At 46.5% G+C, this 25,350-nt stretch carries 26 protein-coding genes, 3 tRNA genes and 2 riboswitches; of the genes, 26 read left to right on the forward strand and 3 right to left on the reverse strand.

What is annotated here, in order from left to right:
- The first annotated feature begins 171 nt into the window (after positions 1-171).
- The 6 genes from DXA13_RS18550 to typA all read left to right on the forward strand — a co-directional run bounded on the left by DXA13_RS18550 (position 172) and on the right by typA (position 6,524).
- Positions 172-615, forward strand: a complete 444-nt coding sequence (locus DXA13_RS18550) for a MarR family transcriptional regulator (RefSeq protein ID WP_181995739.1) — start codon at positions 172-174, stop codon at positions 613-615.
- A 398-nt stretch (positions 616-1,013) separates the two neighbouring features.
- Positions 1,014-1,478 carry an MBL fold metallo-hydrolase gene (locus DXA13_RS18560; protein ID WP_118246531.1) on the forward strand — a complete coding sequence of 155 codons (465 nt, stop codon included), beginning with the start codon at positions 1,014-1,016 and terminating at the stop codon, positions 1,476-1,478.
- A gap of 13 nt (positions 1,479-1,491) precedes the next feature.
- Positions 1,492-1,965, forward strand: a complete 474-nt coding sequence (locus DXA13_RS18565) for a DUF4624 family lipoprotein (RefSeq protein ID WP_118246532.1) — start codon at positions 1,492-1,494, stop codon at positions 1,963-1,965.
- Positions 1,966-2,059: 94 nt separating this feature from the next.
- Complete coding sequence (gene ftsH, locus DXA13_RS18570) at positions 2,060-3,916, forward strand: ATP-dependent zinc metalloprotease FtsH (RefSeq protein ID WP_118246533.1); 1,857 nt, start codon at positions 2,060-2,062, stop codon at positions 3,914-3,916.
- Positions 3,879-4,577: a YigZ family protein gene (locus DXA13_RS18575; RefSeq protein WP_347559927.1), complete on the forward strand. Its 699-nt coding sequence runs from the start codon at positions 3,879-3,881 to the stop codon at positions 4,575-4,577. Before ftsH ends, DXA13_RS18575 begins: the two co-directional genes overlap by 38 nt.
- 117 nt (positions 4,578-4,694) lie before the next feature.
- A complete protein-coding gene (typA, locus tag DXA13_RS18580) occupies positions 4,695-6,524 on the forward strand; it encodes a translational GTPase TypA (RefSeq protein WP_118246534.1) in 1,830 nt (609 codons plus the stop codon).
- A gap of 262 nt (positions 6,525-6,786) precedes the next feature.
- Here the strand turns inward: typA and DXA13_RS18585 are convergent, their stop codons facing one another.
- Positions 6,787-6,987, reverse strand: coding sequence for a hypothetical protein (locus DXA13_RS18585; RefSeq protein WP_118246535.1), 201 nt, complete (start codon positions 6,985-6,987; stop codon positions 6,787-6,789).
- Positions 6,988-7,177: 190 nt separating this feature from the next.
- Here DXA13_RS18585 and DXA13_RS18590 point away from each other — a divergent pair, with 190 nt between their 5' ends.
- The 6 genes from DXA13_RS18590 (at position 7,178) to DXA13_RS18615 (ending at position 10,463) form a co-directional block, all read left to right on the forward strand.
- The gene (locus DXA13_RS18590) at positions 7,178-9,433 is read left to right on the forward strand and encodes a heavy metal translocating P-type ATPase (RefSeq protein WP_118246536.1); all 2,256 of its coding nucleotides are present in this window, start codon (positions 7,178-7,180) and stop codon (positions 9,431-9,433) included.
- A gap of 14 nt (positions 9,434-9,447) precedes the next feature.
- Positions 9,448-9,753 (forward strand): metal-sensing transcriptional repressor, encoded by a 306-nt coding sequence (locus DXA13_RS18595; RefSeq protein WP_181995740.1) that lies wholly within the window; start codon positions 9,448-9,450, stop codon positions 9,751-9,753.
- Between the two features lie 64 nt (positions 9,754-9,817).
- The gene (locus DXA13_RS18600; RefSeq protein ID WP_118246538.1) at positions 9,818-10,009 is read left to right on the forward strand and encodes a heavy metal-associated domain-containing protein; all 192 of its coding nucleotides are present in this window, start codon (positions 9,818-9,820) and stop codon (positions 10,007-10,009) included.
- A 187-nt stretch (positions 10,010-10,196) separates the two neighbouring features.
- Positions 10,197-10,270, forward strand: a tRNA-Pro gene (locus DXA13_RS18605).
- Positions 10,271-10,276: 6 nt separating this feature from the next.
- A tRNA-Glu gene (locus DXA13_RS18610) sits at positions 10,277-10,348 on the forward strand.
- Between the two features lie 42 nt (positions 10,349-10,390).
- A tRNA-Thr gene (locus DXA13_RS18615) sits at positions 10,391-10,463 on the forward strand.
- Between the two features lie 89 nt (positions 10,464-10,552).
- Here the strand turns inward: DXA13_RS18615 and DXA13_RS18620 are convergent.
- Positions 10,553-10,768 carry a DUF378 domain-containing protein gene (locus tag DXA13_RS18620; protein WP_118246539.1) on the reverse strand — a complete coding sequence of 72 codons (216 nt, stop codon included), beginning with the start codon at positions 10,766-10,768 and terminating at the stop codon, positions 10,553-10,555.
- A gap of 191 nt (positions 10,769-10,959) precedes the next feature.
- Between DXA13_RS18620 and DXA13_RS21125 the strand changes: the two genes are divergently transcribed.
- The 10 genes from DXA13_RS21125 to ilvC all read left to right on the forward strand — a co-directional run bounded on the left by DXA13_RS21125 (position 10,960) and on the right by ilvC (position 20,577).
- Positions 10,960-11,112 carry a hypothetical protein gene (locus DXA13_RS21125; protein ID WP_181995741.1) on the forward strand — a complete coding sequence of 51 codons (153 nt, stop codon included), beginning with the start codon at positions 10,960-10,962 and terminating at the stop codon, positions 11,110-11,112.
- Between the two features lie 533 nt (positions 11,113-11,645).
- Positions 11,646-11,815, forward strand: a riboswitch (Lysine riboswitch).
- A gap of 107 nt (positions 11,816-11,922) precedes the next feature.
- Complete coding sequence (locus DXA13_RS18630; protein WP_118246540.1) at positions 11,923-13,560, forward strand: Na+/H+ antiporter NhaC family protein; 1,638 nt, start codon at positions 11,923-11,925, stop codon at positions 13,558-13,560.
- A 67-nt stretch (positions 13,561-13,627) separates the two neighbouring features.
- On the forward strand, positions 13,628-14,092 hold the full coding sequence (locus DXA13_RS18635; RefSeq protein WP_118246541.1) for a GNAT family N-acetyltransferase: 465 nt from the start codon (positions 13,628-13,630) through the stop codon (positions 14,090-14,092).
- Between the two features lie 19 nt (positions 14,093-14,111).
- Positions 14,112-14,225: riboswitch (TPP riboswitch) on the forward strand.
- Positions 14,226-14,565: 340 nt separating this feature from the next.
- The gene (thiD, locus tag DXA13_RS18640; protein WP_118246542.1) at positions 14,566-15,378 is read left to right on the forward strand and encodes a bifunctional hydroxymethylpyrimidine kinase/phosphomethylpyrimidine kinase; all 813 of its coding nucleotides are present in this window, start codon (positions 14,566-14,568) and stop codon (positions 15,376-15,378) included.
- The gene (gene cytX, locus DXA13_RS18645; RefSeq protein ID WP_118246543.1) at positions 15,368-16,543 is read left to right on the forward strand and encodes a putative hydroxymethylpyrimidine transporter CytX; all 1,176 of its coding nucleotides are present in this window, start codon (positions 15,368-15,370) and stop codon (positions 16,541-16,543) included. Before thiD ends, cytX begins: the two co-directional genes overlap by 11 nt.
- A gap of 167 nt (positions 16,544-16,710) precedes the next feature.
- A complete protein-coding gene (locus tag DXA13_RS18650; protein ID WP_118246544.1) occupies positions 16,711-17,238 on the forward strand; it encodes a nitroreductase in 528 nt (175 codons plus the stop codon).
- 256 nt (positions 17,239-17,494) lie between these two features.
- Positions 17,495-18,127 (forward strand): MATE family efflux transporter, encoded by a 633-nt coding sequence (locus DXA13_RS23340; protein ID WP_347559928.1) that lies wholly within the window; start codon positions 17,495-17,497, stop codon positions 18,125-18,127.
- Positions 18,127-18,837 (forward strand): MATE family efflux transporter, encoded by a 711-nt coding sequence (locus tag DXA13_RS23345; RefSeq protein WP_347559929.1) that lies wholly within the window; start codon positions 18,127-18,129, stop codon positions 18,835-18,837. Before DXA13_RS23340 ends, DXA13_RS23345 begins: the two co-directional genes overlap by 1 nt.
- A gap of 135 nt (positions 18,838-18,972) precedes the next feature.
- The gene (gene ilvN / locus DXA13_RS18660; protein ID WP_118246558.1) at positions 18,973-19,473 is read left to right on the forward strand and encodes an acetolactate synthase small subunit; all 501 of its coding nucleotides are present in this window, start codon (positions 18,973-18,975) and stop codon (positions 19,471-19,473) included.
- Between the two features lie 93 nt (positions 19,474-19,566).
- Positions 19,567-20,577, forward strand: a complete 1,011-nt coding sequence (gene ilvC, locus DXA13_RS18665) for a ketol-acid reductoisomerase (RefSeq protein ID WP_118246545.1) — start codon at positions 19,567-19,569, stop codon at positions 20,575-20,577.
- 212 nt (positions 20,578-20,789) lie between these two features.
- Here the strand turns inward: ilvC and DXA13_RS18670 are convergent, their stop codons facing one another.
- A complete protein-coding gene (locus tag DXA13_RS18670; protein ID WP_118246546.1) occupies positions 20,790-21,698 on the reverse strand; it encodes a LysR family transcriptional regulator in 909 nt (302 codons plus the stop codon).
- A 226-nt stretch (positions 21,699-21,924) separates the two neighbouring features.
- Here DXA13_RS18670 and leuC point away from each other — a divergent pair, with 226 nt between their 5' ends.
- The 4 genes from leuC to DXA13_RS18690 all read left to right on the forward strand — a co-directional run bounded on the left by leuC (position 21,925) and on the right by DXA13_RS18690 (position 25,289).
- Complete coding sequence (leuC, locus tag DXA13_RS18675) at positions 21,925-23,187, forward strand: 3-isopropylmalate dehydratase large subunit (RefSeq protein WP_118246547.1); 1,263 nt, start codon at positions 21,925-21,927, stop codon at positions 23,185-23,187.
- A gap of 14 nt (positions 23,188-23,201) precedes the next feature.
- Entirely contained in the window at positions 23,202-23,690 is a 489-nt protein-coding gene (leuD, locus tag DXA13_RS18680; RefSeq protein ID WP_118246548.1) for a 3-isopropylmalate dehydratase small subunit, read from the forward strand.
- 368 nt (positions 23,691-24,058) lie between these two features.
- A complete protein-coding gene (locus DXA13_RS18685; protein WP_118246549.1) occupies positions 24,059-24,400 on the forward strand; it encodes an EAL domain-containing protein in 342 nt (113 codons plus the stop codon).
- Between the two features lie 16 nt (positions 24,401-24,416).
- Entirely contained in the window at positions 24,417-25,289 is an 873-nt protein-coding gene (locus tag DXA13_RS18690) for a LysR family transcriptional regulator (protein ID WP_181995744.1), read from the forward strand.
- Positions 25,290-25,350: the final 61 nt, after the last annotated feature.

Below are 25,350 nucleotides of genomic sequence, written 5' to 3' on the forward strand. Positions count from 1 at the left end.
TATAAAAGATTAAATTAAAATATAAACAAATTCTTAAAACAATAAAGAAATTATAAATCCGATACCCGCCAGCGAAGCGTGAAAAAAGAGCATGAAAAGTAATTTATGATTTCGATGCGGATTGGCCATTTAAAAAATGAAACTAAAAAACAGGAAAGAAAAGAGGGAACCATGATGGAGGTAGCGGAATTCCGGGATAAACTGATTACATCATTTCTCATCTTACAGGTTTATGCGGATGAGAGTCTGGGACCTGTATGCAGGGAACATGGAGTTACAGTTCAGCAGTTCCATATCCTGATGGAGCTGGATGAGCATCCCATGCAGAAAGCTGGGGATTTAAGTGACACAGTCGGCGTGCTGCGGGGGAATATGGCAGGTATTTGTAAGAAAATGGAGCAGAATCACTGGATAGTCAGAGAGCGGAGTCAGAAGGATGAAAGAGTCGTACTCATCAGTCTGACGGAGGAGGGAAGAAGAGTCAAACGTGAGGTCGCAAAAGAGGCGGAAAGCAGATTGGAGTCCATCTTTGCCAATGAACCGGAAGAAACATTCAACACGATCTTTGCCGGCCTGGACGCCCTGGGAAAGTTGATGGAAAAGCTGCAGAAATGAAAATAGCTGCTTTAAAATAGAAGATAGATATAAAAGCGCTGTATTTGCTTTTGAAAGACAAAGAAGTAAATACTTTCTTGCCGTGGTACCCTGTAAAAAATATAGAGGAAACGGCGGATTTTTATGAGAAACGATTTGCGGATAAGGGATATTATTTTGCGACAAGACGGAATCCCATATATTACGGCAACGCACGATAAAAATAACCCGAGAAGCGGTGATGTCATGCGCCGCTTAGGCATGAAATACTGCTACTCTTATGAAGAACAATGGTAGCCTAAAAATTTTTTGGTGATATTTAGAATGTACCAGTTGAATTTTGACGGCTGGGAAGACCGGGTATATCAAAAATACTGGAATCTTTATCATACTCATTTTATAGAAAAGGTGGGATAAAAATGGGATTGACCAAGCTAACTGATAATATTTGTTTTTTACCACATGAGCCGGAACGTGACAGACCGATGCTGGCTTACGTACAGGGTGAAAAATATTCCTTGGCCATTGATGCAGGATACTCGGCATCCCATGTAAAAGATTTTTATGAAGCATTAATAGCTAACAATTTTGGAGAACCTGATTTTACAGTTATTACCCACTGGCATTATGACCATACATTTGGTTTGCACGCTGTAAAGGGCGTAAGCATCGCACATAAAAAAACAAATTTGTTTTTAAAAGAGCAGCAGGATAAAGCCAGGGATAAGACATATATTGATCTTTTGAAAAAGGACGATATTCATTTTGCAAAAGAATATGCCCAACGAAATGAATTGAATATTGTAATGTCTGATCTAGAATTTGTCGGTGATATAACTTTGAATTCTATCGGGCATTTGGACTCAACGGCAGAACAAAATTAACGGAGGCATCGTTATGAAAAAAATATTAGTCCTATTTATCCTGCTCGTCAGCATGGCTTGTCTGACAGCCTGTATGAGGGCTGACGCTGATCCATCAGCTGCAACTGCGGCTTCAGGTTCATCGGATGAAAATAAAATGACTATTAATATGGAATTAGATAAGGATTATGATGATACAGAACCCTTCGTGAATGAAGCGCTGTTTTGCGTAACGGAAGATATGGACGATTTAATCGCTGAAGGGATTTTGAATCTGGACGGCGATAGCGTAATTTTAGAAATAAAAAACAACAAGACAAAGGAAGTCTTATGGAGTAACACATGGGAAGGAAATGTTAAGTCGGAGACTGTTTCCATTCCACTTAATAATCTGAAAAAAGATGATGAATATGTTATATGCCTTACGGGGAGAAAAATAAACAATGCTGCGTTAGGAATTACATTTGACAGCAGCTTCGTACAGGAAAGAGCAATGCCTTTGCGGTAACAACTGTTTTTAACAGCCATTTTTGCAAGCTTATGAGACGGACGCTGTCGTAAAACAGGAAAAGCATAGAGAAATAAGAGGAAGGAACGAAGGAATGAAAGAAGTTAAAGCACCAAGAAAACCACTGATCTATTATTATATGGTAGCCATGATTGTACTTATGCTGTTCAACTGGCTCGTTTCACCGTCATTATTTTCGCCCAAAGTTCAGGAAGTGGATTATGGCGTATTTCTAAACATGGCGGAGAATAAGGAATTAAAAGAAGTCCAGGTAACGGATACGGAGATCGTGTTTACAGACAACAGCTCCCCGGAAAACTATTACAAAACCGGCCGTATGCAGGACATATTTCTTGTGGACAGGCTCTACAAGGCCGGAATCCGGGATTTCGGATCGCCGATTATCAAACAGATGTCGCCCCTTCTCAGCCTGATTTTAAGCTGGGTAGTACCAATGCTGATCTTTGTGGTGCTGGGCCAGCTTCTTTCCCGCTACATGATGAAGAAGATGGGCGGAGCCGGAGGCATGGGCAATGCCATGGCGTTTGGCAAAAGCAATGCAAAAGTCTATGTGCAGTCTACGGATGGAATCCGGTTCTCCGATGTGGCAGGTGAAGATGAGGCAAAGGAACTGCTGAAGGAAATTGTAGATTATCTTCATAACCCACAGCGCTATGCAGAGATCGGAGCAGCGATTCCGAAGGGAGCCCTGCTTGTGGGCCCTCCAGGTACTGGAAAAACTCTTTTGGCAAAGGCGGTTGCCGGAGAAGCAAATGTACCGTTCTTTTCCATTTCCGGTTCAGAGTTCGTGGAAATGTTCGTAGGTATGGGCGCGGCAAAAGTCCGTGACCTTTTTAAACAGGCAAATGAAAAGGCACCTTGTATCGTTTTTATTGACGAGATCGATACAATTGGAAAGAAACGTGACAATGGCTCTCTGGGCGGCAATGATGAGCGGGAACAGACACTGAACCAGCTGCTTACGGAAATGGATGGGTTTGACGGAAAAAAGGGCGTGCTCATTCTGGCTGCTACGAACCGTCCGGAATCACTGGATCCGGCTCTTCTGCGTCCAGGCCGTTTCGACAGGAGAATTCCTGTAGAGCTGCCTGATCTGGCAGGCAGGGAAGCGATCCTGCGCGTTCATGCAAAAAAGGTGAGAATAAGCGATAATGTGGATTTCTCAGCTATAGCCAAGGCAGCAGCGGGCGCATCCGGTGCAGAACTTGCCAATATGGTTAATGAAGCGGCTCTCAGGGCAGTGCGGGCAGGCAGAAAAACCGTTACTCAGGCAGATATGGAAGAGAGTGTGGAAGTCGTTATTGCAGGATACCAGAAAAAGAATAAGATCCTTTCTGATCATGAAAAGATGATCGTGGCATACCACGAAATCGGCCATGCACTCGTGGCTGCACTGCAGACTCATTCGGCCCCTGTTACGAAGATCACGATTATACCGCGTACCTCGGGGGCGCTTGGATATACTATGCAGGTGGAACAGAACGATCACAATCTGATGTCTAAACAGGAAATCGAAAATAAAATTGCAACCTTTACAGGAGGACGTGTGGCAGAAGATTTGATCTTCCATTCCATTACGACCGGGGCATCCAATGATATTGAACAGGCGACGAAGCTGGCCAGAGCCATGATTACACGGTTTGGCATGAGTGACGAATTCGGAATGGTCGCGCTGGAGACGGTGAGTAACCAGTATCTGGGCGGAGACGCTTCCCTGGCCTGCTCACCTGAAACGGCAACAGAGATTGACAAAAAGGTCATCAGTGTGGTAAAAACACAATATGAAAAAGCGGAGAAGCTTCTGAAAGCTCATATGAGAGAACTGAACTCCCTGGCTCAATATCTCTATGCAAGAGAGACGATCACAGGAGAAGAATTTATGGAAATATTAAGTGAGCAGAAAGAAGCAGACGAAAAGGGCGGAGAATAATCAGACTATGCTTCAGGAATATAAGATATTATACGAAGGCGGAAGCGGTGAAATTGTTGAAAAAAAATCCCGGTTTATCGCTACTGCAAAACCGGTGGAATCAGAAGAGGAAGCCGTTGCTTTTATAGACGAAATGAAAAAAAAGTATTGGGATGCCAGCCATAACTGTTCCGCGTTTGTGATCGGAGCACGCGGCGAGGTGCAGCGCTGCAGCGACGACGGAGAACCGAACCAGACGGCGGGCCGTCCTATGCTGGACGTGATTCTGGGAGAAGAAGTGCGCAATATCTGTATGGTCGTAACCAGATATTTTGGAGGAACCCTACTGGGAACAGGCGGACTTGTCAGGGCTTATTCCGGCGCTGCACAGGAAGGCCTGAAAAACAGCGTGATCGTTACAAAGCAACTGGCGGATGAGATGGAAGTGCAAACGGATTACAATGGAGTGGGAAGGATTCAGTACATTGCGGCCCAGTCCGGCATTACGATCCTGGACAGCCAGTATACGGACTCCGTAACGTTTACTTTTCTGATTCCTGTTAAAGAGACAGAAGGATTTGCTGCAAAACTGACGGAGGGAACGAGCGGACGCTGCCGCATGGCCGTAAAACGACAGGTGTATTACGGTCTGGCGGGGAAAGAAATCGTTGTTTTTAATTAAATCCCTTGCAATATGAAAAATATGATGTTATACTCACTGATTGATGAGTATATGTTGGATAAACTAAGGGTAGAAACTATCCTTAGTTTTTTCGTGAGTGGAAGGAAGAATACTTTTATGAAGATGAAACGAGAAGATGTCAGAAATGTAGCCATTATAGCGCATGTTGACCACGGCAAAACGACCCTGGTAGATGCCCTTTTGAAACAGAGCGGTATTTTCAGAGAAAATCAGGCGGTGGAAGAACGCGTTATGGACTCTAATGCGATCGAAAAAGAGCGCGGAATCACCATCCTTTCTAAAAATACAGCAGTTACCTATAATGGTACTAAAATCAATATTATCGACACTCCAGGTCACGCGGACTTCGGCGGTGAAGTGGAACGTGTCCTGAAAATGGTAAACGGCGTAATCCTTGTGGTAGATGCATATGAGGGGGCTATGCCTCAGACGAAGTTCGTGCTGAGAAAGGCACTGGAGCTGGCTCTTCCGGTTGTCGTATGTATCAACAAGATCGACAGGCCGGAAGCGCGTCCTGATGAAGTGATCGATGAGATTCTGGAACTTTTCATGGATCTGGACGCTTCTGACGAACAGCTGGACTGCCCGTTCCTGTTCGCCTCTGCGAAGTCTGGTTTCGCAAAGAAAAATATGGATGATCCTGAAGTGGATATGGCTCCGCTGTTTGAAACAATTATCGATTATATTCCGGCTCCGGAGGGAGATCCGGAAGCCTCTACACAGGTTCTGATCAGTACGATCGACTACAATGAGTACGTAGGACGAATCGGAATCGGAAAAGTGGATAATGGCAAGATCAGAGTGAATCAGGAATGCGTTCTCGTAAATCACCATGATCCGGACAAATTTAAAAAGATTAAAATTGGAAAGCTTTATGAATTTAACGGCCTTGCAAGGGAAGAAGTGACAGAAGCAGGCATCGGTTCTATCGTAGCGATTTCCGGTATTGCCGATCTTCATATCGGCGATACGATCTGTTCTCCGGAAAAGCCGGAAGCAATTCCGTTCCAGAAGATATCCGAACCGACAATCGCTATGGACTTCATGGTAAATGACAGCCCGCTGGCAGGCCAGGAAGGGAAGTTTATCACTTCCAGACATTTGAGAGACAGGCTTATGCGCGAGCTGAATACCGATGTCAGCCTCCGAATTGAGGAGAAGAGCCCTGACTGTTTTAAAGTATCGGGAAGAGGAGAGCTTCACCTCTCTGTCCTCATAGAGAATATGCGCCGTGAGGGGTATGAATTTGCAGTGAGCAAGGCAGAGGTACTCTACAAGTTTAACGAAAGAAATCAGAAGCAGGAGCCGATGGAGATCGCTTATGTGGACGTTCCGGAGGAATTTACGGGAAGCGTCATCCAGAAGCTGACGAGCCGTAAGGGAGAGCTTCAGGGAATGAGCCCTGCAACAGGCGGATATACACGTCTTGAATTTGCCATTCCATCCAGAGGCCTGATCGGTTATCGCGGTGAATTTATGACAGATACGAAGGGAAATGGAATTCTCAACACGATGTTCGACGGTTATGGTCCTTACAAAGGCGATCTTTCCTATCGTCCGACAGGTTCCCTGATCGCATATGAGGCCGGCGAATCCATTACCTACGGCCTGTTCAACGCACAGGAAAGAGGAACGCTGTTTATCGGGGCCGGCGTTAAAGTTTACTCCGGTATGGTAATCGGTTCCTGCCCTAAGGCAGAAGATATCGAGCTGAACGTATGTAAGACGAAGAAACTTACGAATACGCGTTCATCTAGTGCAGACGAAGCGCTGAAGCTTACGACTCCTAAGGAAATGAGCCTGGAGGAATGCCTCGATTTCATTGATACGGATGAGCTTTTGGAAGTTACTCCTAAGAGCCTGCGTATCAGAAAGAAAATCCTTGATCCAACGATGCGCAAGCGTGCTTCTTTTAACAAGAAGTAATTAGCTTCATAAAAAATAGTGACGCGCCGTGAAAGCGCGGAACTATTTGCTACGGCTTGACCATAAGGTAAGACGGTTCCCACGTGTTTTTATGGAGCGAGGATCGAGCGCAATAAAAAATAAACGAGCGTCCCGGATATCGGGCTATATCGTTTAAAAGCCGGAAGGCCGCCAGAACCATTTGGTTTTGACGGCCTTCCGGCTTTTTAAATACCCCGGTACAAATGAAGGGAATACCTACCGGGGCATAAATACTTTCTTCTTACAAAAAATGGTTTTCATTTTTTCCGCGGAATATATTTTCCACGTAATTTCTCATTTCTTCTCTGGAGTTCACCTGTCTGGCTCCGTCAATTACTGATTCCTGCTCCTCCTTGGAAAGTCCGGAAAAACGGTTCAGAATGTCGGAATGCTGGGCTAGTTCCATCGTGAAGCCGATGGGCAGTTCGTGGTTGTCAATCATTTTTATCACCTCTGAATTAGTATGCGTGAAAAGGAGCAGAATATACGAAAGAGCAGATTCATGCAGATCGATGCTTGACAAATACATTATGCTGATCTATAATCAAAATATACCTGTTGGGGGTATGGGTATATTGGAGAGAAGCTGGTGACAGAATTTGATATCATAGATAAAGAAAAGAGGTTTTAGGATGAAGACAGAATTATATCATATTGACGGCATGGCGTGTGCTGCATGCAGTGCGGCTGTGGAACGTGTAACCAGAAAGATGGCGGGAGTGTCGGAGAGCAATGTGAATCTGACAACGAATAAGATGGTAATCACCTATGACGAATCACAGGTGAAACCGGAAATGATTATGGAAAAGGTCAGCAAAGCCGGCTTTACGGCAGTTCCTGTCGTGATGACGGAAGATAAGAAGAAGCAGGAAGAGGCGGAACTTAAAAAGCAGGAAGAAAAGCTGCGCGGGGAGAAGAGGCGGGTAATACTGGCCGTCGGTTTTTCTATTCCACTTTTGTATATTTCTATGGGACATATGCTTCCGGTGCCGCTGCCGCTGCCGGAGATTTTAAATCCTATGAGCAATCCCCTTAATTTTGCGCTGGCGCAGCTGATTCTTACAACGGCAGTGCTCATTTTTGGAAAAAAATTTTATATCGTAGGATTCAGGGCCCTGTTTAAGGGAAATCCCAATATGGATTCACTGGTGGCAATCGGAACGGGCAGTGCGTTTATTTACAGCCTTTATATGACTATAACGATCAAAAACAGCCCGATGAATGTGCACCATCTCTATTATGAATCGGCGGCAGTTGTAGTGACTCTTGTAATGCTGGGCAAGTACATGGAAAGCCGAAGCAAGGGAAAGACTTCGGAAGCGATCAGAAAACTGATGGAACTGGCTCCTGATACGGCGGTGCTCCTGATCGACGGTGAGGAAAAGGAAGTGCCGACTTCTTCCGTGTTCCCAGGACAGCACATCATCATTAAACCAGGAAACAGAATACCGCTGGATGGTATTATAAAAAAAGGAAGCAGCAGCGTGGACGAATCCATGCTTACAGGAGAAAGCATACCGGTTGAAAAACAGGAAGGCGACACCCTGATCGGCGGCAGCATGAATTACAATGGGGCCATGGAAATGGAAGTCACCCATGTTGGAAACGATACAACCCTTTCAAAGATTATTCAGATGATTGAGGATGCACAGGGGAAAAAGGCACCGATTTCCAAGCTGGCGGATAAAGTAGCCGGCATATTCGTACCGGCGGTTATGGTGATTGCTCTTGCCGCAGCGCTGGGATGGTGGATATTTGGTGGAAAAGAACTGTCATTTGTGCTGACAATTTTTGTTTCTATCCTCGTGATTGCTTGTCCATGTGCACTTGGACTTGCGACACCGACAGCAATTATGGTCGGAACAGGGGTGGGAGCAAATCATGGAATTCTTATCAAAAGCGGAGAAGCTTTAGAAATCTGCCACAAGGTAAACGCTGTCGTTCTGGATAAGACAGGCACAATTACAGAAGGAAAACCGCGTGTAACAGATATTATTACTGCTTCTGAGTGGACGGAAGAAGAGCTGCTTAAGACCGCTGCCAGCTGCGAACAGCTTTCAGAACATCCGCTTGGAGAAGCGATTGTGGACGCGGCCAGGGAAAGAAAGACAGAACTTACGAGACCGGAGGTATTTACGAGTGTTACAGGTGCCGGAATCATAACGGAGCTGGACGGACAGAAAATTGCAATCGGAAACTACAGGATACTGGATAAAGAAAACATCGTTCTGGAAGGAACGGTTAAAGAACAGGCGGAACGTCTGGCAGAGGAAGGAAAGACTCCGATGTACGTAGCCGCAGATGGCGTGCTCAAGGGCATCATCTGTGTGGCGGATACGATAAAGGAAGGCAGCACGGCGGCAGTCGATCATTTGAAAGAACTTGGAATCCAGGTATACATGCTGACTGGAGACAATAAAAAAACGGCGGAATATATCGGCAGGCAGGCCCATATTGACGACGTCATAGCAGAGGTGCTTCCGGAAGATAAGGCAAATATTGTGAGCCGGTTGCAACAGGAAGGAAAAACTGTTATGATGGTAGGAGACGGCATAAATGACGCACCGGCGCTTGTTCAGGCAGATGTGGGCACTGCAATCGGCTCAGGAAGCGACATCGCTCTGGAATCGGGAGATGTGGTGCTGATGAAGTCCGACCTGCAGGATGTATACAGGGCGGTGAAGCTGAGCAAGGCCACGATCCGGAATATCAAACAGAACCTGTTCTGGGCCTTTTTCTACAACAGCCTTGGAATTCCGGTGGCGGCAGGCCTTCTGTATCTGATGGGAGGACCGCTGCTCAGTCCGATGATCGGGGGCTTTGCGATGTCACTTAGCTCCGTATGTGTAGTCAGCAACGCACTGCGTCTGAAAACGATACGGCTGTAAATGGAGGTACGGGTTTGGAAGAAAACAGGGAATGTGCCTGTGTAAAACATAAACACAGGTCAGATGAGGATGAGAAAGCGCTTTTAAACAGGCTGAACAGGATAGAAGGACAGATACGCGGCATTAAGAATATGGTAGAAAATGAAAGATATTGTATTGATATTCTGACTCAGGTTTCTGCCGTACAGGCTGCACTTAACAGTTTTAACCGTATTCTGCTGACCGATCACATCCATACATGCGTGGTCGAAAAGATCGAAGAAGGGGATACGGAAGTGGTTGAAGAGCTCTGCAAAGCAATCCAGAAGCTTATGAAATAAAAGCCAACTTCGCGCTTCCCGTATGCTTTGGGAGCAGAGAATGAAAAATAAGGAGTGACAGACAATGAAAAAATTCAGATGTGAAGAAATGATGTGTGCAAACTGTGTGGCGAGGATCAACAAGGGACTGGAGGCGGAGAACATCGGCCACAGTGTAGATCTGGATACGAAGACAGTGACGGTGAATGAGGATGGCGAGGCTGCAAAGGCAGCAGAAGTGCTCGACGACCTGGGATTTACTCCGGCAGAAATCTAATGCGTCACCTGGCGGAACCAGGCTGACAGGCGGCTCAGGTAAAGGAGATTTGCCCTGCGGCATGCTTTTAGGAAGGCAATTCGATCTGCATGCTGCGGGACGGAAATCTCTGGAAAAAAAAGCACAAAATTTACAAATTATTGTTGACAATTAAGACAATTCGTATTATACTATGCAACGTAGTCGACGAGGCGTGGCTCAGTTTGGTAGAGCGCTGCGTTCGGGACGCAGAGGCCGCAAGTTCGAATCTTGTCGCCTCGACTATATGGCCTATTGGTCAAGCGGTCAAGACGCCGCCCTCTCACGGCGGAAACCCGGGTTCGATTCCCGGATAGGTCATGGAATGCTTTGGATAGCTGTCCAAAGCATTTTTTAACAGACGCTTCCATAGCGCAGTTGGTAGCGCACATCACTCGTAATGATGGGGTCGCCGGTTCAAGTCCGGCTGGAAGCTTGCCATATAGGAACTGGAAAAGGAAAGACAGCGGAGCAGATTTCATCTGCCCGCTGTCTTTTTGCTAAATATTAACTGACTGCTCCGTTTTACTCTGCATTTGCGGCAGACGATGTGTGGCCGTAGAAAGACAGCAGATACAGTCCGCTGATTCCTACCAGCCCATATATGATTCTGGAAATCCAGGATACACTTCCAAAGAGGAAAGAAACAAGATTGAAGCCGAACAGCCCAATCAATCCCCAGTTGACAGCGCCGATGATGGCAATTGTAAGTGCGCAGTAGTCTAATGCTTTGTTTGTCATATAGCGAAGCCTCCTTCTATTGTCAGGCATTTCCGCTGACTGCAGCTGATTGAGCTTAGGCTGTCGGCAGAATTCCTGTTTAAGGTTATTATTCCACAGAATGTAAAAATATATGTAATGCGTTCTGATAAATATAGAAGATCGGCGTATAGTTCCGACCTTCCTTTCCATACTATTACTGAGGTGATAAAATGGATAAAGACAAACGGGAACAGCAGGCATTGAAAAAGTCAAACGAGACGTTTAACAGTATTACGGAGAAGGTGAAGCCGGAAAATCAGAATCAGACCCATAATTCCCGCAGGGAAGGCATGGGACCGAACACGAAAAGAAAGCCGTGCTGATTTCTGCTTTGACAAAAAATAAGAAATCTGGTAAAATGCAGCTTGAAAGAAAACGGCTTTAATCTTCATGATTTTATCATGTCAGCTGGTATCAATAGAAATAAGTCTAAAAGGCGTAGTCTATGAGGTGACCTCAGGATTATACGCCTTTTTCTTATATCGTATTGATTACAGGAGGAGCAAAAATGCCAAAAACAAAGTTTCAGGGAATTATTTTCGGGATCATCATGTCAATGACAATGGCCTATGGCATGGAGGTCTACAACGTAGCTGTGAAGATGGCTTTCACACGATGACGGGAGGACTCAGCAGCATGACAAACCAGGTCTTTTTCGAGGCGCTTGCAGAGGCTGCCTACATGTAGATTTTTGTATTTATTTTTTCGAACCTGTGGGGCAACAGGATCGGCAGAAGTGCTGTAAATCATGCAGAATCGGAATATCAGGAAAAATTTGAGGAATAATCAGGATATTTGACGTAAAGTGTTGACAGTACATAAAATATATGATACAACGCAGATAATGAAATAATTTTCAAATGGTAGAGGTGCGGTTTTCAACAGTACTGCAGGACGAAGCATGGGAGCTGTCCGGTGGGAAAGGGGACGCCGCCGAAGGAATGGGACCCTCCCATGGGACTGTTTCCTGGGCCGATGCAGAATATGCAGCGGACTGTCACGAAGGTGTGGAGCGCTATCATCGTAAGAGATAAATTCTCATGCCATGAACGCATCCTTTCGGGGCCTGCCGTTCGTGGCTTTTTTATTTCATAGAACGAACTGCCAGAAAAAATAAGGGGGAGAATTTGTTTATGAACCGATTGAAAGAGAGAAAAACCAGAAATGCAGTTTTCAGACTGTTTGCACTAACGGCAGTATTTACCGTTCTTTTTGCAGTGATATCACTGGCAGGAGAAGAGGCGGCAGATACATATCAGCCGGCGCTTTATGCGACTTTTTGGGCCCTTGTGCCTCCGATTGTAGCCATTGGACTTGCTCTGATTACCAAAGAAGTTTACAGCTCGCTCTTCGTAGGAATCCTGGTAGGCGCAATGTTTTATTCGGGATTTCAGTTTGAAGGGACGGTTCTTCAGGTATTCAGGGGAGGCCTTGTTTCCGTCTTGTCGGATTCCTATAACATGGGGATTCTGATTTTCCTTGTTATTCTCGGTGTTATGGTATCCCTGATGAATAAGGCGGGCGGCTCCGCAGCATTCGGCCGGTGGGCAGGAACGAAAATCAAGACAAGAGCAGGCGCACAGCTGGCTACGATTGCCCTTGGGGTTCTCATTTTTATTGACGATTATTTTAACTGTCTGACTGTAGGCAGCGTTATGCGCCCTGTAACGGACAAGCACAATATTTCCAGAGCAAAGCTGGCATACTTGATCGATGCCACGGCTGCTCCTATCTGTATTATCGCACCGATTTCTTCCTGGGCAGCGGCCGTTACAGGTTTTGTAGAGGGAGAAGACGGATTCGCCCTGTTCGTTTCAGCGATACCGTACAATTTCTATGCTCTTCTGACCATCATTATGATGATCGCCATAGCTCTTTTGGGAATTGATTACGGCCCAATGGCCTTACATGAAAACAATGCAGTAGAAAACGATGATCTTTTTACCACGCCGGACAGGCCGTATGCTAACGCGGCAGCTGTGGATAACGTGGGCAGAGGAACGGTCATGGATCTTGTAATTCCGATCGTTTCCCTGATTATCTGCTGTGTAATCGGCATGATTTATACAGGCGGTTTCTTTGAGGGAGCCGGCTTTGTCGAAGCGTTTTCTGGAAGTGATGCGTCGGAAGGCCTGGCAATGGGAAGCTTTTTTGGACTTCTGATTACAATTATCCTGTATATGATCAGACGGATTATGACGTTTGAGGAGTGCATGTCATGTGTACCGGAAGGCTTTAAGGCCATGGTTCCTGCTATTTTAATTCTTTCTTTTGCATGGACGTTGAAGGCTATGACGGACAGCCTCGGCGCGGCGGAGTATGTGGCGGCTATGATGGAAACGTGCGCAGGCAGTCTGATGAATATGCTTCCGGCCTTCATTTTCCTCGTTGGCTGCGGCCTGGCGTTTGCGACAGGCACCTCCTGGGGAACATTCGGAATCCTGATTCCAATTGTAGTTGCCGTATTTGCCAATTCCAATCATGAACTGATGACGATTTCTATTTCTGCATGTATGGCAGGCGCAGTTTGCGGCGATCACTGTTCGCCGATTTCTGATACGACGATTATGGCCTCTGCAGGAGCTCAGTGCAACCATGTCAACCATGTTTCCACACAGCTTCCCTATGCCGTCATGGTAGCGGCCGTATCCTTTGTTACATATATTGTGGCAGGCTTTGTACAGACTCCATGGATTTCTCTGCCGGTGGGAATTGTCCTTCTGTTCGCAGTACTCTTTGTTATTAAATACTGCCAGAAAAAAACGATATAGGATATAGATAAGACCGGTTCTTTTTGGATAAAACGGAGGCAAAAAACGGAACAGGTATGGGAATGATATGGAAATAAGGAGATACAGGGAAGAGGACTTCGACGAAATCGCCGAGTTGTTCTATCACACGGTTCACTGGGTTAACAGAAAAGATTACAGCCAGGAGCAGATCGAAGCGTGGGCCCCAAAAAGGCCTGAAAAGGGGGCATGGAATGGTTCCCTTCTGGAAAATTACAGCATTGTGGCCGTAGAAAAAGGTCAGGTTACAGGCTTTGGAGATATAGACAAATCCGGCTATCTGGACCGCCTGTACGTACACAAAGATTATCAGGGACGGGGAACGGCCGCTGCGATCTGCGATGAGCTGGAAAAGCATGCGGAGGGAAAAAGGATAACCGTTCATGCCTCCATAACTGCAAAACCATTTTTTGAAAAGAGAGGTTATCTTACCGTAAAGGAACAGCAGATCCTGCGCCGCGGCGTATTTCTGACAAATTATGTGATGAAAATGGAAAAGACTTGCAATATTTAAGAAAAAGAGTATAATAAATTTCTGTAAAACGTGGTGCTCATGTGAAATGGGCTGAGAGTAAGCTGTTATTGCTTTAACACATATAACCTGATTTGGGTAATGCCAACGTAGGGAAATATTAGGGAATGTTGAAAGCTGCAGTGATATCTGAAAAGAATCGTTGCAGCTTTTTCTATTGGCTGGTGGAATGAGGCATCCTCCGGCCGCTGATACCAGATTTCGTTCCGAGGCAGCGGCCAAGTCACTGCATCTGCTATCAGCGGCGGGAGGGGCAGGGTGTTGCACCTAGCCAGGGAAAAAAGCGTGTTTTATGCGGCGGGCGGAGGCAGTAGCCGGTCTTGCGAAGCAGGGCATTTCTGTAATACGAATCACTATATTGAATGTAGGCCACGTGATAAGGTATGCGGCAGACTGGGGGCACCACTTTTTGTCGCACAATAAAAAATAATGCGGAAGAAAAAGGAGAATGAGTTATGAAAACAGCATTAACAATCGCTGGCAGCGACTGCAGCGGAGGCGCCGGTATCCAGGCTGATATTAAGACCATGATGGCCAATGGCGTATATGCCATGAGTGCAGTCACAGCATTGACTGCACAGAATACGACCGGCGTAACAGGCATTGCGGAGGTGGAACCGGAGTTTCTCGGAAAACAGCTGGAGGCAGTTTTTACCGATATTTTTCCGGACGCGGTAAAAATCGGCATGGTATCCTCGTGCGGACTGATAGAAGTGATCGCAGAAGAATTAAAAAAATTTCATGCGGGGAATATCGTCGTAGATCCCGTCATGGTGGCGACCAGCGGATCAAAGCTGATCAGCGACGATGCAATTGACTGTTTAAAGGAAAAACTGCTTCCGCTGGCAACGGTTTTAACGCCGAATATACCGGAAGCAGAAGTGCTGTCGGGGATGGAAGTGAAGACGGCAGAGGACATGGAAAGAGCGGCCAAGGCTATTGGAGATACCTTCCGCTGTGCCGTACTCTGCAAGGGAGGCCATCAGCTGAATGACGCCAATGACCTGCTGTACAGGGATGGAACGTTTCAATGGTTTTATGGAAAAAGAATTGACAATCCGAATACACACGGCACAGGATGCACCCTTTCGAGTGCCATCGCATCGAATTTAGCAAAGGGATGTGATCTCGATGAGGCGGTAGCCAGGGCAAAAATATATTTGTCACAGGCGCTGGAAGCCATGCTCGACCTTGGAAGAGGAAGCGGGCCGATGAACCACGCCTTCGCGGTGAAAGGGGAGTATGAGGAGGACGGAAATGGAAAATAAAAGGACGTCTCTCTTTGCCAACGGGCTGATCTGGTTCGGTGCAGGTGTTTCCATAGCGGAGATTCTGACGGGTACATATTTTGCACCGCTGGGCTTTAAAAAGGGCCTTCTCGCTATTATACTGGGCCATATCATCGGCTGCGCCATGTTCTTTTGCGCAGGACTGATCGGTGGAACTACGCGCCGCAGCGCTATGGAGACGGTTAAAATGAGCTTCGGACAGCAGGGAAGCCTTCTGTTCAGCAGTCTGAACGTACTTCAGCTGACTGGCTGGACGGCGATTATGATCTACGACGGAGCTTTGGCGGCCAATGGAATCTTTCAGGCAGGTTCCTGGGTATGGAGCCTTATAATCGGAGTCCTGATTCTGCTGTGGATTCTGATCGGGATAGAAAATCTTGGAAAGGTTAACACGGTGGCTATGGCAGCTCTGTTTATTCTGACCATGATCCTGTGCAAAGTGATCTTTTTCGGCGATTCAGGGGTGGTAAGCGGAGGAGAAGGCGGAATGACCTTCGGCGCCGCCGTGGAGCTTTCGGTTGCGATGCCCCTTTCCTGGCTTCCTGTAATCAGCGATTATACGAGAGAGGCCAAAAAGCCGTTTGCAGCCACAATGGTGAGTACGGCTGTATACGGAATCGTCAGCTGCTGGATGTACATGATCGGCATGGGAGCCGCTATTTTCACAGGGGAATCTGATATATCCCAGATCATGGTGAAAGCAGGACTGGGAGCGGCCGGCCTTCTGATCATCGTTCTCTCAACGGTTACAACGACGTTTCTGGATGCATTTTCGGCCGGAGTTTCCAGCGTTTCCATATCCTGTAAGATAAAGGAGAAATGGGCGGCAGTGACAGCTGCCGTGATCGGCACGGCAGCTGCCATGATTTATCCGATGGACAATATCACGGGCTTCCTGTATCTGATCGGTTCCGTATTTGCGCCTATGATCGCAATTCAGATTGCAGATTATTTTATATTAAAGAAAAATCACAGCGACAGGCCGGTCAACCTTATGAATCTGGGAATCTGGGCGGCTGGATTCGTCCTTTACCGGTATCTTATGACGGTGGATACCCCGGTAGGCAGTACGCTTCCGGATATGGCAGCCACAATTGTGATTTGTCTGGTCTGCAATGCATTGTTTGGAAAAAAGCGAAAATAAGAAAACTGTGACGTACTTTATGAAATAAAAAGTGGTTGACCGCATTATCGTATTTTAGAGCAGCAGCTTGCATTTTCCCGGGACAGGGGATATAATGGAAGCAAATGTAAATAAAGGCTCAGGAAGGGAAGATAAGGCCCCGGGCCGGACAGATGGAGGTAATGGACATGAATGAGACGATTAAGAACCTGATTGAAAGAAGAAGCGTACGCAGATTTAAACCGGAGCAGATCAAGGATGAAGAGCTGGAGATGATCCTGGAAGCGGGGAAATATGCGGCTTCCGGCAAGAACATGCAGCCGACACACATGGTTGTAATCAGAGATAAGGAAATTTTAAAGAAATTATCCGATATGAACAAGGAATTTCTGGGCAAACCGGAGATGCCGGATGCATTTTTCGGGGCACCTACGGTCATTCTCGTACTGGCAGACAGAAAGTCTTCCAATTATCTCTATGACGGAAGCCTTGTCATGGGCAACCTGATGAATGCGGCACATTCTTTGGGAATCGGCTCCTGCTGGATCAACCGTGCGAAGGAAGAGTTTAATACGGAATACGGCAAATCCCTGTTAAAGGAATGGGGACTGGACGGCGATTATGAAGGAATCGGCCACTGCATTCTGGGCTATGTGGACGGCGATTATCCAAAGGCAGCGCCGAGGAAAGCTGATTTCGTTACATACATCGGATAAGTCTAAGGATATCCTATGACTTTCGGGAAAGATTTACAAAGGAATTGACGGAATAATGTGCGTGTGCTATACTGGCACTGCTGAAGAGAAAGGGCTATATATTTTTCTGTTTCTGATTGACAAACAGAGAATATATAGCCCTTTTCCGTTCGTGCACGAAGCGGGCCGCTGCGGCGGAAAGAAATGGACTGCTGATGGGGTCCGCTGCAGGCGGAGATTGCGCGAATACGTGATCTTTATAAAGGAGGAAAAATTTATGGAAAAAGAAAATCCAATGGGTACGAAGCCGGTCCTGCCGCTTCTTCTGGGAATGTCATTTCCGCCGATGGTATCCATGCTGATTCAGTCTATGTATAATGTGGTAGACAGTATTTATCTGGCCAGCTACAGCAAAGAGGCGCTGACGGCTGTTTCCCTCGTGTTTCCGCTGCAGAACCTGGTTCTGGCCGTAGCAGTCGGTTTTGGCATCGGCATCAATTCCTGCATGTCCAGAAGCCTGGGAGAAAAGAACACGGATGAGACGAACAGAATTGCAGCTCACGGCGTCATCTGTTCGCTGATTCATTCCCTGATTTTTGTGCTTGCGGGCCTCTTTCTTTCGGGGCCGTTTATCGCAATGTTTACGAATAATCAGGAAATATACGAGATGGGGTGTACGTATTCCAGAATCGTCATCTGCCTCTCCTTTGCGAGTATATTCCATATTTTTATAGAAAAGATCTTCCAGGCTGTGGGAAACATGGTCGTTCCCATGTTCCTTCAGGCCGCCGGAGCACTTGTCAATATCATACTCGATCCAATTCTGATCTTTGGTCAGTACGGCTTTCCATCCATGGGAATTACAGGGCTGCCGCCGCAACAATTATCGGCCAGTTTACAGCATGTCTGATGGCGCTTGTCCTGTTTGCCGTGAGCCGCAGCGGAATTTCGATCAGCCTGAAAGGATTTAAGTGCGACCGGATGATTCTGAAACGGATTTATGCGGTGGCTGTTCCATCCGGAATGATGACGGCTCTTCCTTCTGTCATGGTAGGAATCCTGAATGGAATTCTGGCGGGAATTTCTACGGCGGCCGTTGCCGTTCTGGGGGTATATATCAAAATCCAGTCGTTCGTTTATATGCCGGCAAATGGAGTAATCCAGGGGCTGAGGCCAATTGCGGGATATTGTTACGGCGCGGGAAAATATGACAGGATACGGCGCGTCATGGTATGCGGCGCAGGATCGATTGCCGTGATTATGGCCTTTGGGACCCTGCTTTTCATGGGCATGCCTGAAATGATTATGACACTGTTTAAAGCAGACGAAGAGATGATGGCAACCGGAGTCAGCGCTTTGAAAATTATTTCCTGCGGATTCGTGATTTCATCGATCTCCCTCGTCTGCGCCGGCACGTTTGAAGGACTGGGAAACGGAATGGCGTCTCTCGTCATCAATATGATCCGGCAGTTCCTGATCATTCCTCCGCTGGCCCTTCTGCTTGTTCCGGTATGGGGGACGGCAGGCGTATGGGCAGCCTTTCCCGTGGCGGAATTGCTGGCGGCAGGAGCCTCTGTTTTCTTTTACAGGAGAAAGATCAGGGTGATTTGGTCAAATTAACCATAACTTTGCGTTATGAGAAATATTACTTTTCAATAGTTGACAAATTTTGGTCGTGTTGTTATCATTGGTATAATATCGTTTGATACGATATACATTATGTTACACAGGAAACGGAGGAGTTCGATGGAGAAGATGGAAAGAATTGTTTTATCGCTGCTGGTAGATAATACTGCCGGTGTTCTGGCGAGAGTATCTGGTTTATTCAGCCGCCGGGGATATAACATTGAAAGTCTCACTGTCGGCACGACGGCAGACGAACGGTATTCCAGAATGACCGTAGTTTCCTTTGGAGATCAGAAGATTCTGGAGCAGATCAAGAACCAGCTGGAAAAGCTGGAAGATGTGCGGGACATTAAGGAGTTGAGGGGAAATACATCTGTATACAGGGAGCTGATCCTTGTTAAGGTGAAGGCGAATGCCAGCGAGAGGCAGGCCGTCAGCGCAATCGCAGATATTTTCCGAGCTTCCATCGTAGACGTTGGAAAGGAATCCATGACGATTATGCTGACAGGAGACCAGTCCAAGTTAAACGCTCTTATCAATCTGGTGGAAGATTATGAGATTCTGGAGCTGGCCAGGACCGGAGTGACGGGCCTTTCCAGAGGAACCGAAGATGTCCGTTATTTACCGTAAGCTGAGGGAGAAGGCCAGAGGCGGACAGAGAGTCGTCGGTCCAATCCCTTTTGCTCAATACATCACAAATTCATTTGAGGAGGAAAAATAATCATGGCAAAGATTTATTATCAGGAAGATTGTAATTTATCCCTGTTAGAAGGCAAGACCATTGCCGTTATCGGTTACGGCAGCCAGGGACATGCACACGCTCTCAACTTAAAGGAGTCCGGATGCCATGTTATCGTGGGACTTTATAAGGGCAGCAGATCCTGGGAAAAGGCAGAAGCAGCAGGATTTGAAGTATATACAGCAGCTGAGGCAGCAAAGAAAGCGGACATCATCATGATTTTAATAAATGATGAGAAGCAGGCTAAATTATATAAGGAATCGATCGAGCCGAACCTGGAAGCAGGCAATATGCTGATGTTCGCTCACGGATTCGCAATTCATTTCGGACAGATCGTACCGCCTAAGGATGTAGACGTTACGATGATCGCTCCAAAGGCACCTGGCCATACGGTAAGAAGTGAGTATCAGAGAGGCAGAGGAACGCCATGTCTCGTTGCCGTACAGCAGGATGCAACAGGCAAGGCCCTTGACAAAGCGCTGGCATACGGTCACGCACTGGGCGGAGCAAGAGCAGGTATCCTGGAAACAACATTCCGTGTTGAGACAGAAACAGACCTTTTCGGCGAGCAGGCAGTTCTCTGCGGCGGCGTATGCGCACTGATGAAAGCTGGTTTCGAGACTCTGACAGAAGCGGGATATGCTCCTGAAAACGCATATTTCGAGTGTATCCACGAGATGAAGCTGATCGTAGACCTGATCTATGAGAGCGGATTTGCAGGAATGAGATATTCCGTTTCCAATACGGCGGAATACGGTGATTACATAACAGGACCGAAGATCGTTACAGAAGATACAAAGAAGGCAATGAAGCAGATCCTTACGGATATTCAGGATGGTACATTTGCTAAGGACTGGCTGCTTGAGAACCAGGCAGGCTGCCCGCACTTCAACGCGATGAGAAAGCTGGAAGCAGAAGGCGCTCATGAGAAGGTTGGAGCAGAACTGCGCAAGCTTTACAGCTGGAACGATACCAATAAACTGATTAACAACTAAATGGATCATATAAGTGAACCATTTGATCACGATACGGCGGACCGGTTTTAAGAAGGAATGCACTACGGTGTGCATGTAAAAACAGGCTTTGCAGGAATGACGGTGTCTGATAGACAGTCATTCTCTGCAAAGCCTGTTTGTATGTGAAGCGCAGGTCACTCGATCATTCACTCATTCAATAAAGAGCTATTGGAAAGAAGCAGAATCTCTGGCTATGGCTGCTGACATTTGGGACCGTGCTCCGACAGGAATTTCAGGAATAAATTCAGAGCTGAAGAAGGGAGCATGTTATTGTAGGCGAAGCCTACCGTCCTCTTTTCAATCGGGTCTTTTAACGGAATTTCAATCAATTCTCCGGAATCCAGTTCATCTTTCACAAATTCCTTGATGACGCAGCCGATGCCCATACCGATTTTGGCGAATTCGATCAGAAGATCCATGGCTGTGACCTCCAGAACCTGGTTTGCCACGAGATTGCGGGCAGCCATGTAGTCGTCAATATGGCGGCGTGTCAGGTTGTTGCGGTCCAGGAGCATGATATTGCCTGTCTGGAATATGTCGGTTTCTTCGCCTTCCCTGAGTTTTAAATTGTCCAGATAGCTTCTGGTGGATACAAAGATATCGTGAATGTCCTGAAGAGGCAGAAAGGTGAGGCTTTTCTTGCTGTCAGGTTCGGCCACCAGACCCAGGTCGATCTGCTGATGTTCCAGCATAGTCAGCGTATGGGTCGTGGACTGGCTTTCGATTGTAATTTTCATGTGAGGATAACATTCGATAAATTGATGGAGATAAGGGAGAAGTATGTAGCGGCAGAGCGTATTGCTGACTCCGATTCTCAGATGGCCGATATTGAAATCGCGTATACGCTTCAGCTCTTTTTCCCCTCTGTTCAAAAATTCAAAGGCTGCTTTTGTATGAACAAACAGCAGCTCGCCTTCTTCCGTCAGATGAACGCCGCGGGAATTCCTTGTAAAAAGGGAAACTCCCAAATTGTCTTCCAGCTTGCCGATGGCCTTGCTGATGGCCGGCTGGCTGATATACAGTTCTTTGGCAGCTTTAGAAATATTGCCTGCCTTTGCTACTTCATAAAAGATTTTATATTGTGATAAATGCTGTTCCATACGGCTCCTTTCATGGAAATATAAACGCTATGAATAGTTGATATAACGAGAGATTATGAAAAACTCTAACATTCCTGGATAATATATAACTCAATTTTATAATAAATATATCTAATATGTATTATCATTATAGCAAAGGCTGTGCTAGAATGTAAAGTAGAAAGAACAGATGCAGGGAAATGTCCTTGAGTAAGAGACATCAAAAGTGATAGAAGGAGGATACATTATGGGAATGACAATGACCCAGAAAATTCTGGCTGCCCACGCAGGGCTTCCGGAAGTAAAGGCAGGACAGTTAATCGAGGCGGATTTGGATCTTGTTCTCGGCAATGACATCACTTCACCGGTAGCGATAAACGAAATGAAGAAGATGAACAGCCAGAGCGTTTTTCATAAGGATAAAATTGCCCTGGTTATGGACCATTTTATTCCGAACAAGGATATTAAGTCGGCGGAAAACTGCAAGTGCTGCCGTGATTTCGCATGCAGGCATGAGATTTCCAATTATTTTGACGTGGGAGAAATGGGAATCGAACACGCGCTGCTTCCGGAAAAAGGCCTTGTTGTGGCAGGCGATGCTGTGATCGGAGCGGATTCTCATACATGTACATATGGCGCTCTGGGCGCATTTTCTACGGGCGTAGGAAGCACGGATATGGCAGCAGGCATGGTAACTGGAAAAGCTTGGTTTAAGGTGCCTTCCGCCATCAAATTTATCCTCACAGGCAAGCCTGGAAAATGGGTCAGCGGCAAGGATGTCATTCTTCACATTATCGGAATGATCGGTGTGGACGGAGCTCTTTACAAATCGATGGAATTCACAGGAGACGGAATTGACAGCCTTTCCATGGACGACCGCTTTACCATCTGTAATATGGCGATTGAAGCAGGAGGAAAGAACGGAATTTTTCCTGTAGATGACAAGGCCGAACTCTACATGAAGGAGCATTCCAAGCGCAGTTTTCAAGTGTATGAAGCCGACGAGGATGCAGAGTACGATGCAGTTTATACCATCGACCTGTCCGAGCTGAAACCGACGGTCGCATTCCCGCACCTTCCGGAAAATACAAAGACGATTGACGAAGTGGGAGAAGTGAAGATAGATCAGGTTGTCATCGGCTCCTGTACCAACGGCAGAATCGACGACATGAGAATCGCTGCGGAGGTTATGTCAGGCCATAAGGTAGCAAAGGGAGTACGCTGTATTGTCATTCCGGCAACGCAGGCGATCTATCTTCAGTCTATGAGAGAAGGGCTGCTGGAAATATTTATTGAAGCAGGAGCCGTGGTCAGCACGCCAACGTGCGGGCCGTGCCTTGGAGGATATATGGGTATTCTGGCAGCAGGAGAGCGGTGTGTTTCTACGACGAACCGCAACTTTGTAGGACGTATGGGCCATGTGGAATCAGAAGTATATCTGGCAAGCCCGGCGGTTGCAGCAGCGAGTGCGGTGACAGGTAAGATTTCCTGTCCATGTGAACTGGAATAACAGGAGGTGAAATCATGAAAGCAGTTGGACACGTTTTTAAATATGGAGACAATGTGGATACGGATGTCATCATCCCGGCCAGATATCTGAACGCGACAGACGGAAACGAACTGGCAAAACACTGTATGGAAGACATCGACAAAGAATTTATAACCAAAGTGCAGGCCGGCGATCTGATCGTGGCAAATAAGAACTTTGGTTGCGGTTCTTCCAGAGAGCATGCGCCGCTGGCAATTAAATGTGCCGGGGTCAGCTGTGTAATTGCAGAGACATTTGCCAGAATCTTTTACAGAAACGCGATCAATATCGGCCTTCCGATCATCGAATGCCCGGAAGCGGCAGCGGCGATTCAAGCCGGAGATGAGGTGGAAGTCGATTTCGATAGCGGTGTAATCACCAACAGGACGAAGGGTGAGACTTATAAAGGGCAGGCATTCCCTCCGTTTATGCAGGGGATTATCGAGGCCGGAGGACTGGTTAATTATATCAATCAGAACCAGTAAATGCGGGAATATTCCGCGGTTTGAGTATGAGGGGAAAAGCTATTTGCAGGACGGCCAGGTGCCGTCCTGTTTTTGCTTTCTGGAAAAGACCTTGTTATTGTAAAGTGATAAATCGTATGATTTCCTAGAAAGCAAAAACGTTCCGCTATGGATGCGCACTCGCGCAAAAGGAATTATGTAAATAAATGGCCCTGCAAAAGCAGGGCACAGAAAACAGGGGTTAGAATTAGAAGTTCATCATTACTCATATCGCGGATTTCTTCAGAAGTCATGCCGTCTGGTGGATTTTGTATACGTTCTTTTATATTTTAATGCTTGATAATAATCGCAGTTAATTATAAAATAGTGGGACAGGCTATTAAGCAAACGTGCTGGCTTTTCAGGGATATGCTCCATGTGCTGTGACGTGGATTGTAACGATGGATTTTGTCGCTACGCCTCTTACGGGTATGAGCTATTTTTTCTATACGATTACTACAGTATTTGAAAGGAAGGGAAGCGCGAGAAAGATCATGAATACGCCGCTGGACACGATCAAGCTGGATAAGAGCCTGATCTGGCCGGAAATGGAGAAGAAAGAGGCGGCAGCTATGGTGATAAGTCTGGCGGTCATGTTCCATGAAATGGGACTTCAGGTTCTGGCCGAAGGCGTGGAAAATGAAGAAGAGGCATTTATATCTTTAAAACATGCCGGCAGACAGATGGAATAGACAGGAGAAGCGGACAATGCTGGAGGAATTAGAGACATTTATCTATGTAGTAGAATATAAGAATTTCACGAAGGCGGGCAAGATGATGAATCTGACCCAGCCGGCTGTCAGCGCCCAGGTGAAGATGCTGGAGCAGTATTTCGGTACGGAACTGATTATGCGGTCGAACCGTAATATGACAATTACAGAAAGCGGCCTTGTCCTGTACAACAGAGCCCAGGAACTGCTGGAGCTGCTGAATAAGACGAGAAGGGATATCCAGAATGAATCGGATAAAGTAACGGGCCATCTCAAGATCGGCGCCACCTATACGGTAGGAGAATGCCTTCTGCCGGACCTCCTTTCTTCATTTACACATAAATATCCGGAAGTACAGGTGGAAGTGACCATCGGAGATACGGATGAAATTTCCTCTAAAATCCATGATTTTTCCCTTCACGTCGGACTTGTAGAAGGGTCCATTCATTACAGCGAATTAGATCAGATATATTTTGAGGAAGACGAAATGGTCCTTCTCGTTCCAGAGGACCATCCCTTTGCCAAGAGGCAGATACCACGGGAGGAGCTGGACGGAATCAACTGGATATCCAGAGAAAAAGGTTCTGGCACAAGAGAGTATCAGGATCTGTTTATTACGAAATATCATATTCGGCCCAAATCCTTTATGTCTTTTGGCAGCAACCTTTCTTTGTTAAAAGGTGTCCAGAAAAAGATCGGGATCACGCTGGCCTCCAAGGAACTCTTAAAAGAAGGCGTAGTGGGAATTACATATGCGCTTCCTCCTGAGAGAGTGGTTCGCCCGCTGTCTTATATCTATTCAAAGAATATCAAGCTGACGGCGGCCAGCCGCCTGTTTATAGAAGAGCTGTCCCGATCTTATGGGAGCTGATTTATAAAGGAAGGAATTATGCCTTTAAACGAATATGAAAAACGTAACGGTGGGAATACAT

The organism is Clostridium sp. AM58-1XD, assembly GCF_003464085.1.
In the GTDB taxonomy this organism is placed as follows: Bacteria; Bacillota; Clostridia; order Lachnospirales; family Lachnospiraceae; genus Lachnoclostridium_A.

Coding starts and splice junctions, on each gene's coding strand:
- DXA13_RS18550 (WP_181995739.1), top strand. CDS start 172: ATGATGGAGGTAGCGGAATTCCGGGATAAACTGATTACATCATTTCTC.
- DXA13_RS18560 (WP_118246531.1), top strand. CDS start 1,014: ATGGGATTGACCAAGCTAACTGATAATATTTGTTTTTTACCACATGAG.
- DXA13_RS18565 (WP_118246532.1), top strand. CDS start 1,492: ATGAAAAAAATATTAGTCCTATTTATCCTGCTCGTCAGCATGGCTTGT.
- ftsH (WP_118246533.1), top strand. CDS start 2,060: ATGAAAGAAGTTAAAGCACCAAGAAAACCACTGATCTATTATTATATG.
- typA (WP_118246534.1), top strand. CDS start 4,695: ATGAAGATGAAACGAGAAGATGTCAGAAATGTAGCCATTATAGCGCAT.
- DXA13_RS18585 (WP_118246535.1), bottom strand. CDS start 6,987: ATGATTGACAACCACGAACTGCCCATCGGCTTCACGATGGAACTAGCC.
- DXA13_RS18590 (WP_118246536.1), top strand. CDS start 7,178: ATGAAGACAGAATTATATCATATTGACGGCATGGCGTGTGCTGCATGC.
- DXA13_RS18600 (WP_118246538.1), top strand. CDS start 9,818: ATGAAAAAATTCAGATGTGAAGAAATGATGTGTGCAAACTGTGTGGCG.
- DXA13_RS18620 (WP_118246539.1), bottom strand. CDS start 10,768: ATGACAAACAAAGCATTAGACTACTGCGCACTTACAATTGCCATCATC.
- DXA13_RS21125 (WP_181995741.1), top strand. CDS start 10,960: ATGGATAAAGACAAACGGGAACAGCAGGCATTGAAAAAGTCAAACGAG.
- DXA13_RS18630 (WP_118246540.1), top strand. CDS start 11,923: ATGAACCGATTGAAAGAGAGAAAAACCAGAAATGCAGTTTTCAGACTG.
- DXA13_RS18635 (WP_118246541.1), top strand. CDS start 13,628: ATGGAAATAAGGAGATACAGGGAAGAGGACTTCGACGAAATCGCCGAG.
- thiD (WP_118246542.1), top strand. CDS start 14,566: ATGAAAACAGCATTAACAATCGCTGGCAGCGACTGCAGCGGAGGCGCC.
- cytX (WP_118246543.1), top strand. CDS start 15,368: ATGGAAAATAAAAGGACGTCTCTCTTTGCCAACGGGCTGATCTGGTTC.
- DXA13_RS18650 (WP_118246544.1), top strand. CDS start 16,711: ATGAATGAGACGATTAAGAACCTGATTGAAAGAAGAAGCGTACGCAGA.
- DXA13_RS23340 (WP_347559928.1), top strand. CDS start 17,495: ATGGAAAAAGAAAATCCAATGGGTACGAAGCCGGTCCTGCCGCTTCTT.
- DXA13_RS23345 (WP_347559929.1), top strand. CDS start 18,127: ATGGCGCTTGTCCTGTTTGCCGTGAGCCGCAGCGGAATTTCGATCAGC.
- ilvN (WP_118246558.1), top strand. CDS start 18,973: ATGGAAAGAATTGTTTTATCGCTGCTGGTAGATAATACTGCCGGTGTT.
- ilvC (WP_118246545.1), top strand. CDS start 19,567: ATGGCAAAGATTTATTATCAGGAAGATTGTAATTTATCCCTGTTAGAA.
- DXA13_RS18670 (WP_118246546.1), bottom strand. CDS start 21,698: ATGGAACAGCATTTATCACAATATAAAATCTTTTATGAAGTAGCAAAG.
- leuC (WP_118246547.1), top strand. CDS start 21,925: ATGGGAATGACAATGACCCAGAAAATTCTGGCTGCCCACGCAGGGCTT.
- leuD (WP_118246548.1), top strand. CDS start 23,202: ATGAAAGCAGTTGGACACGTTTTTAAATATGGAGACAATGTGGATACG.
- DXA13_RS18690 (WP_181995744.1), top strand. CDS start 24,417: ATGCTGGAGGAATTAGAGACATTTATCTATGTAGTAGAATATAAGAAT.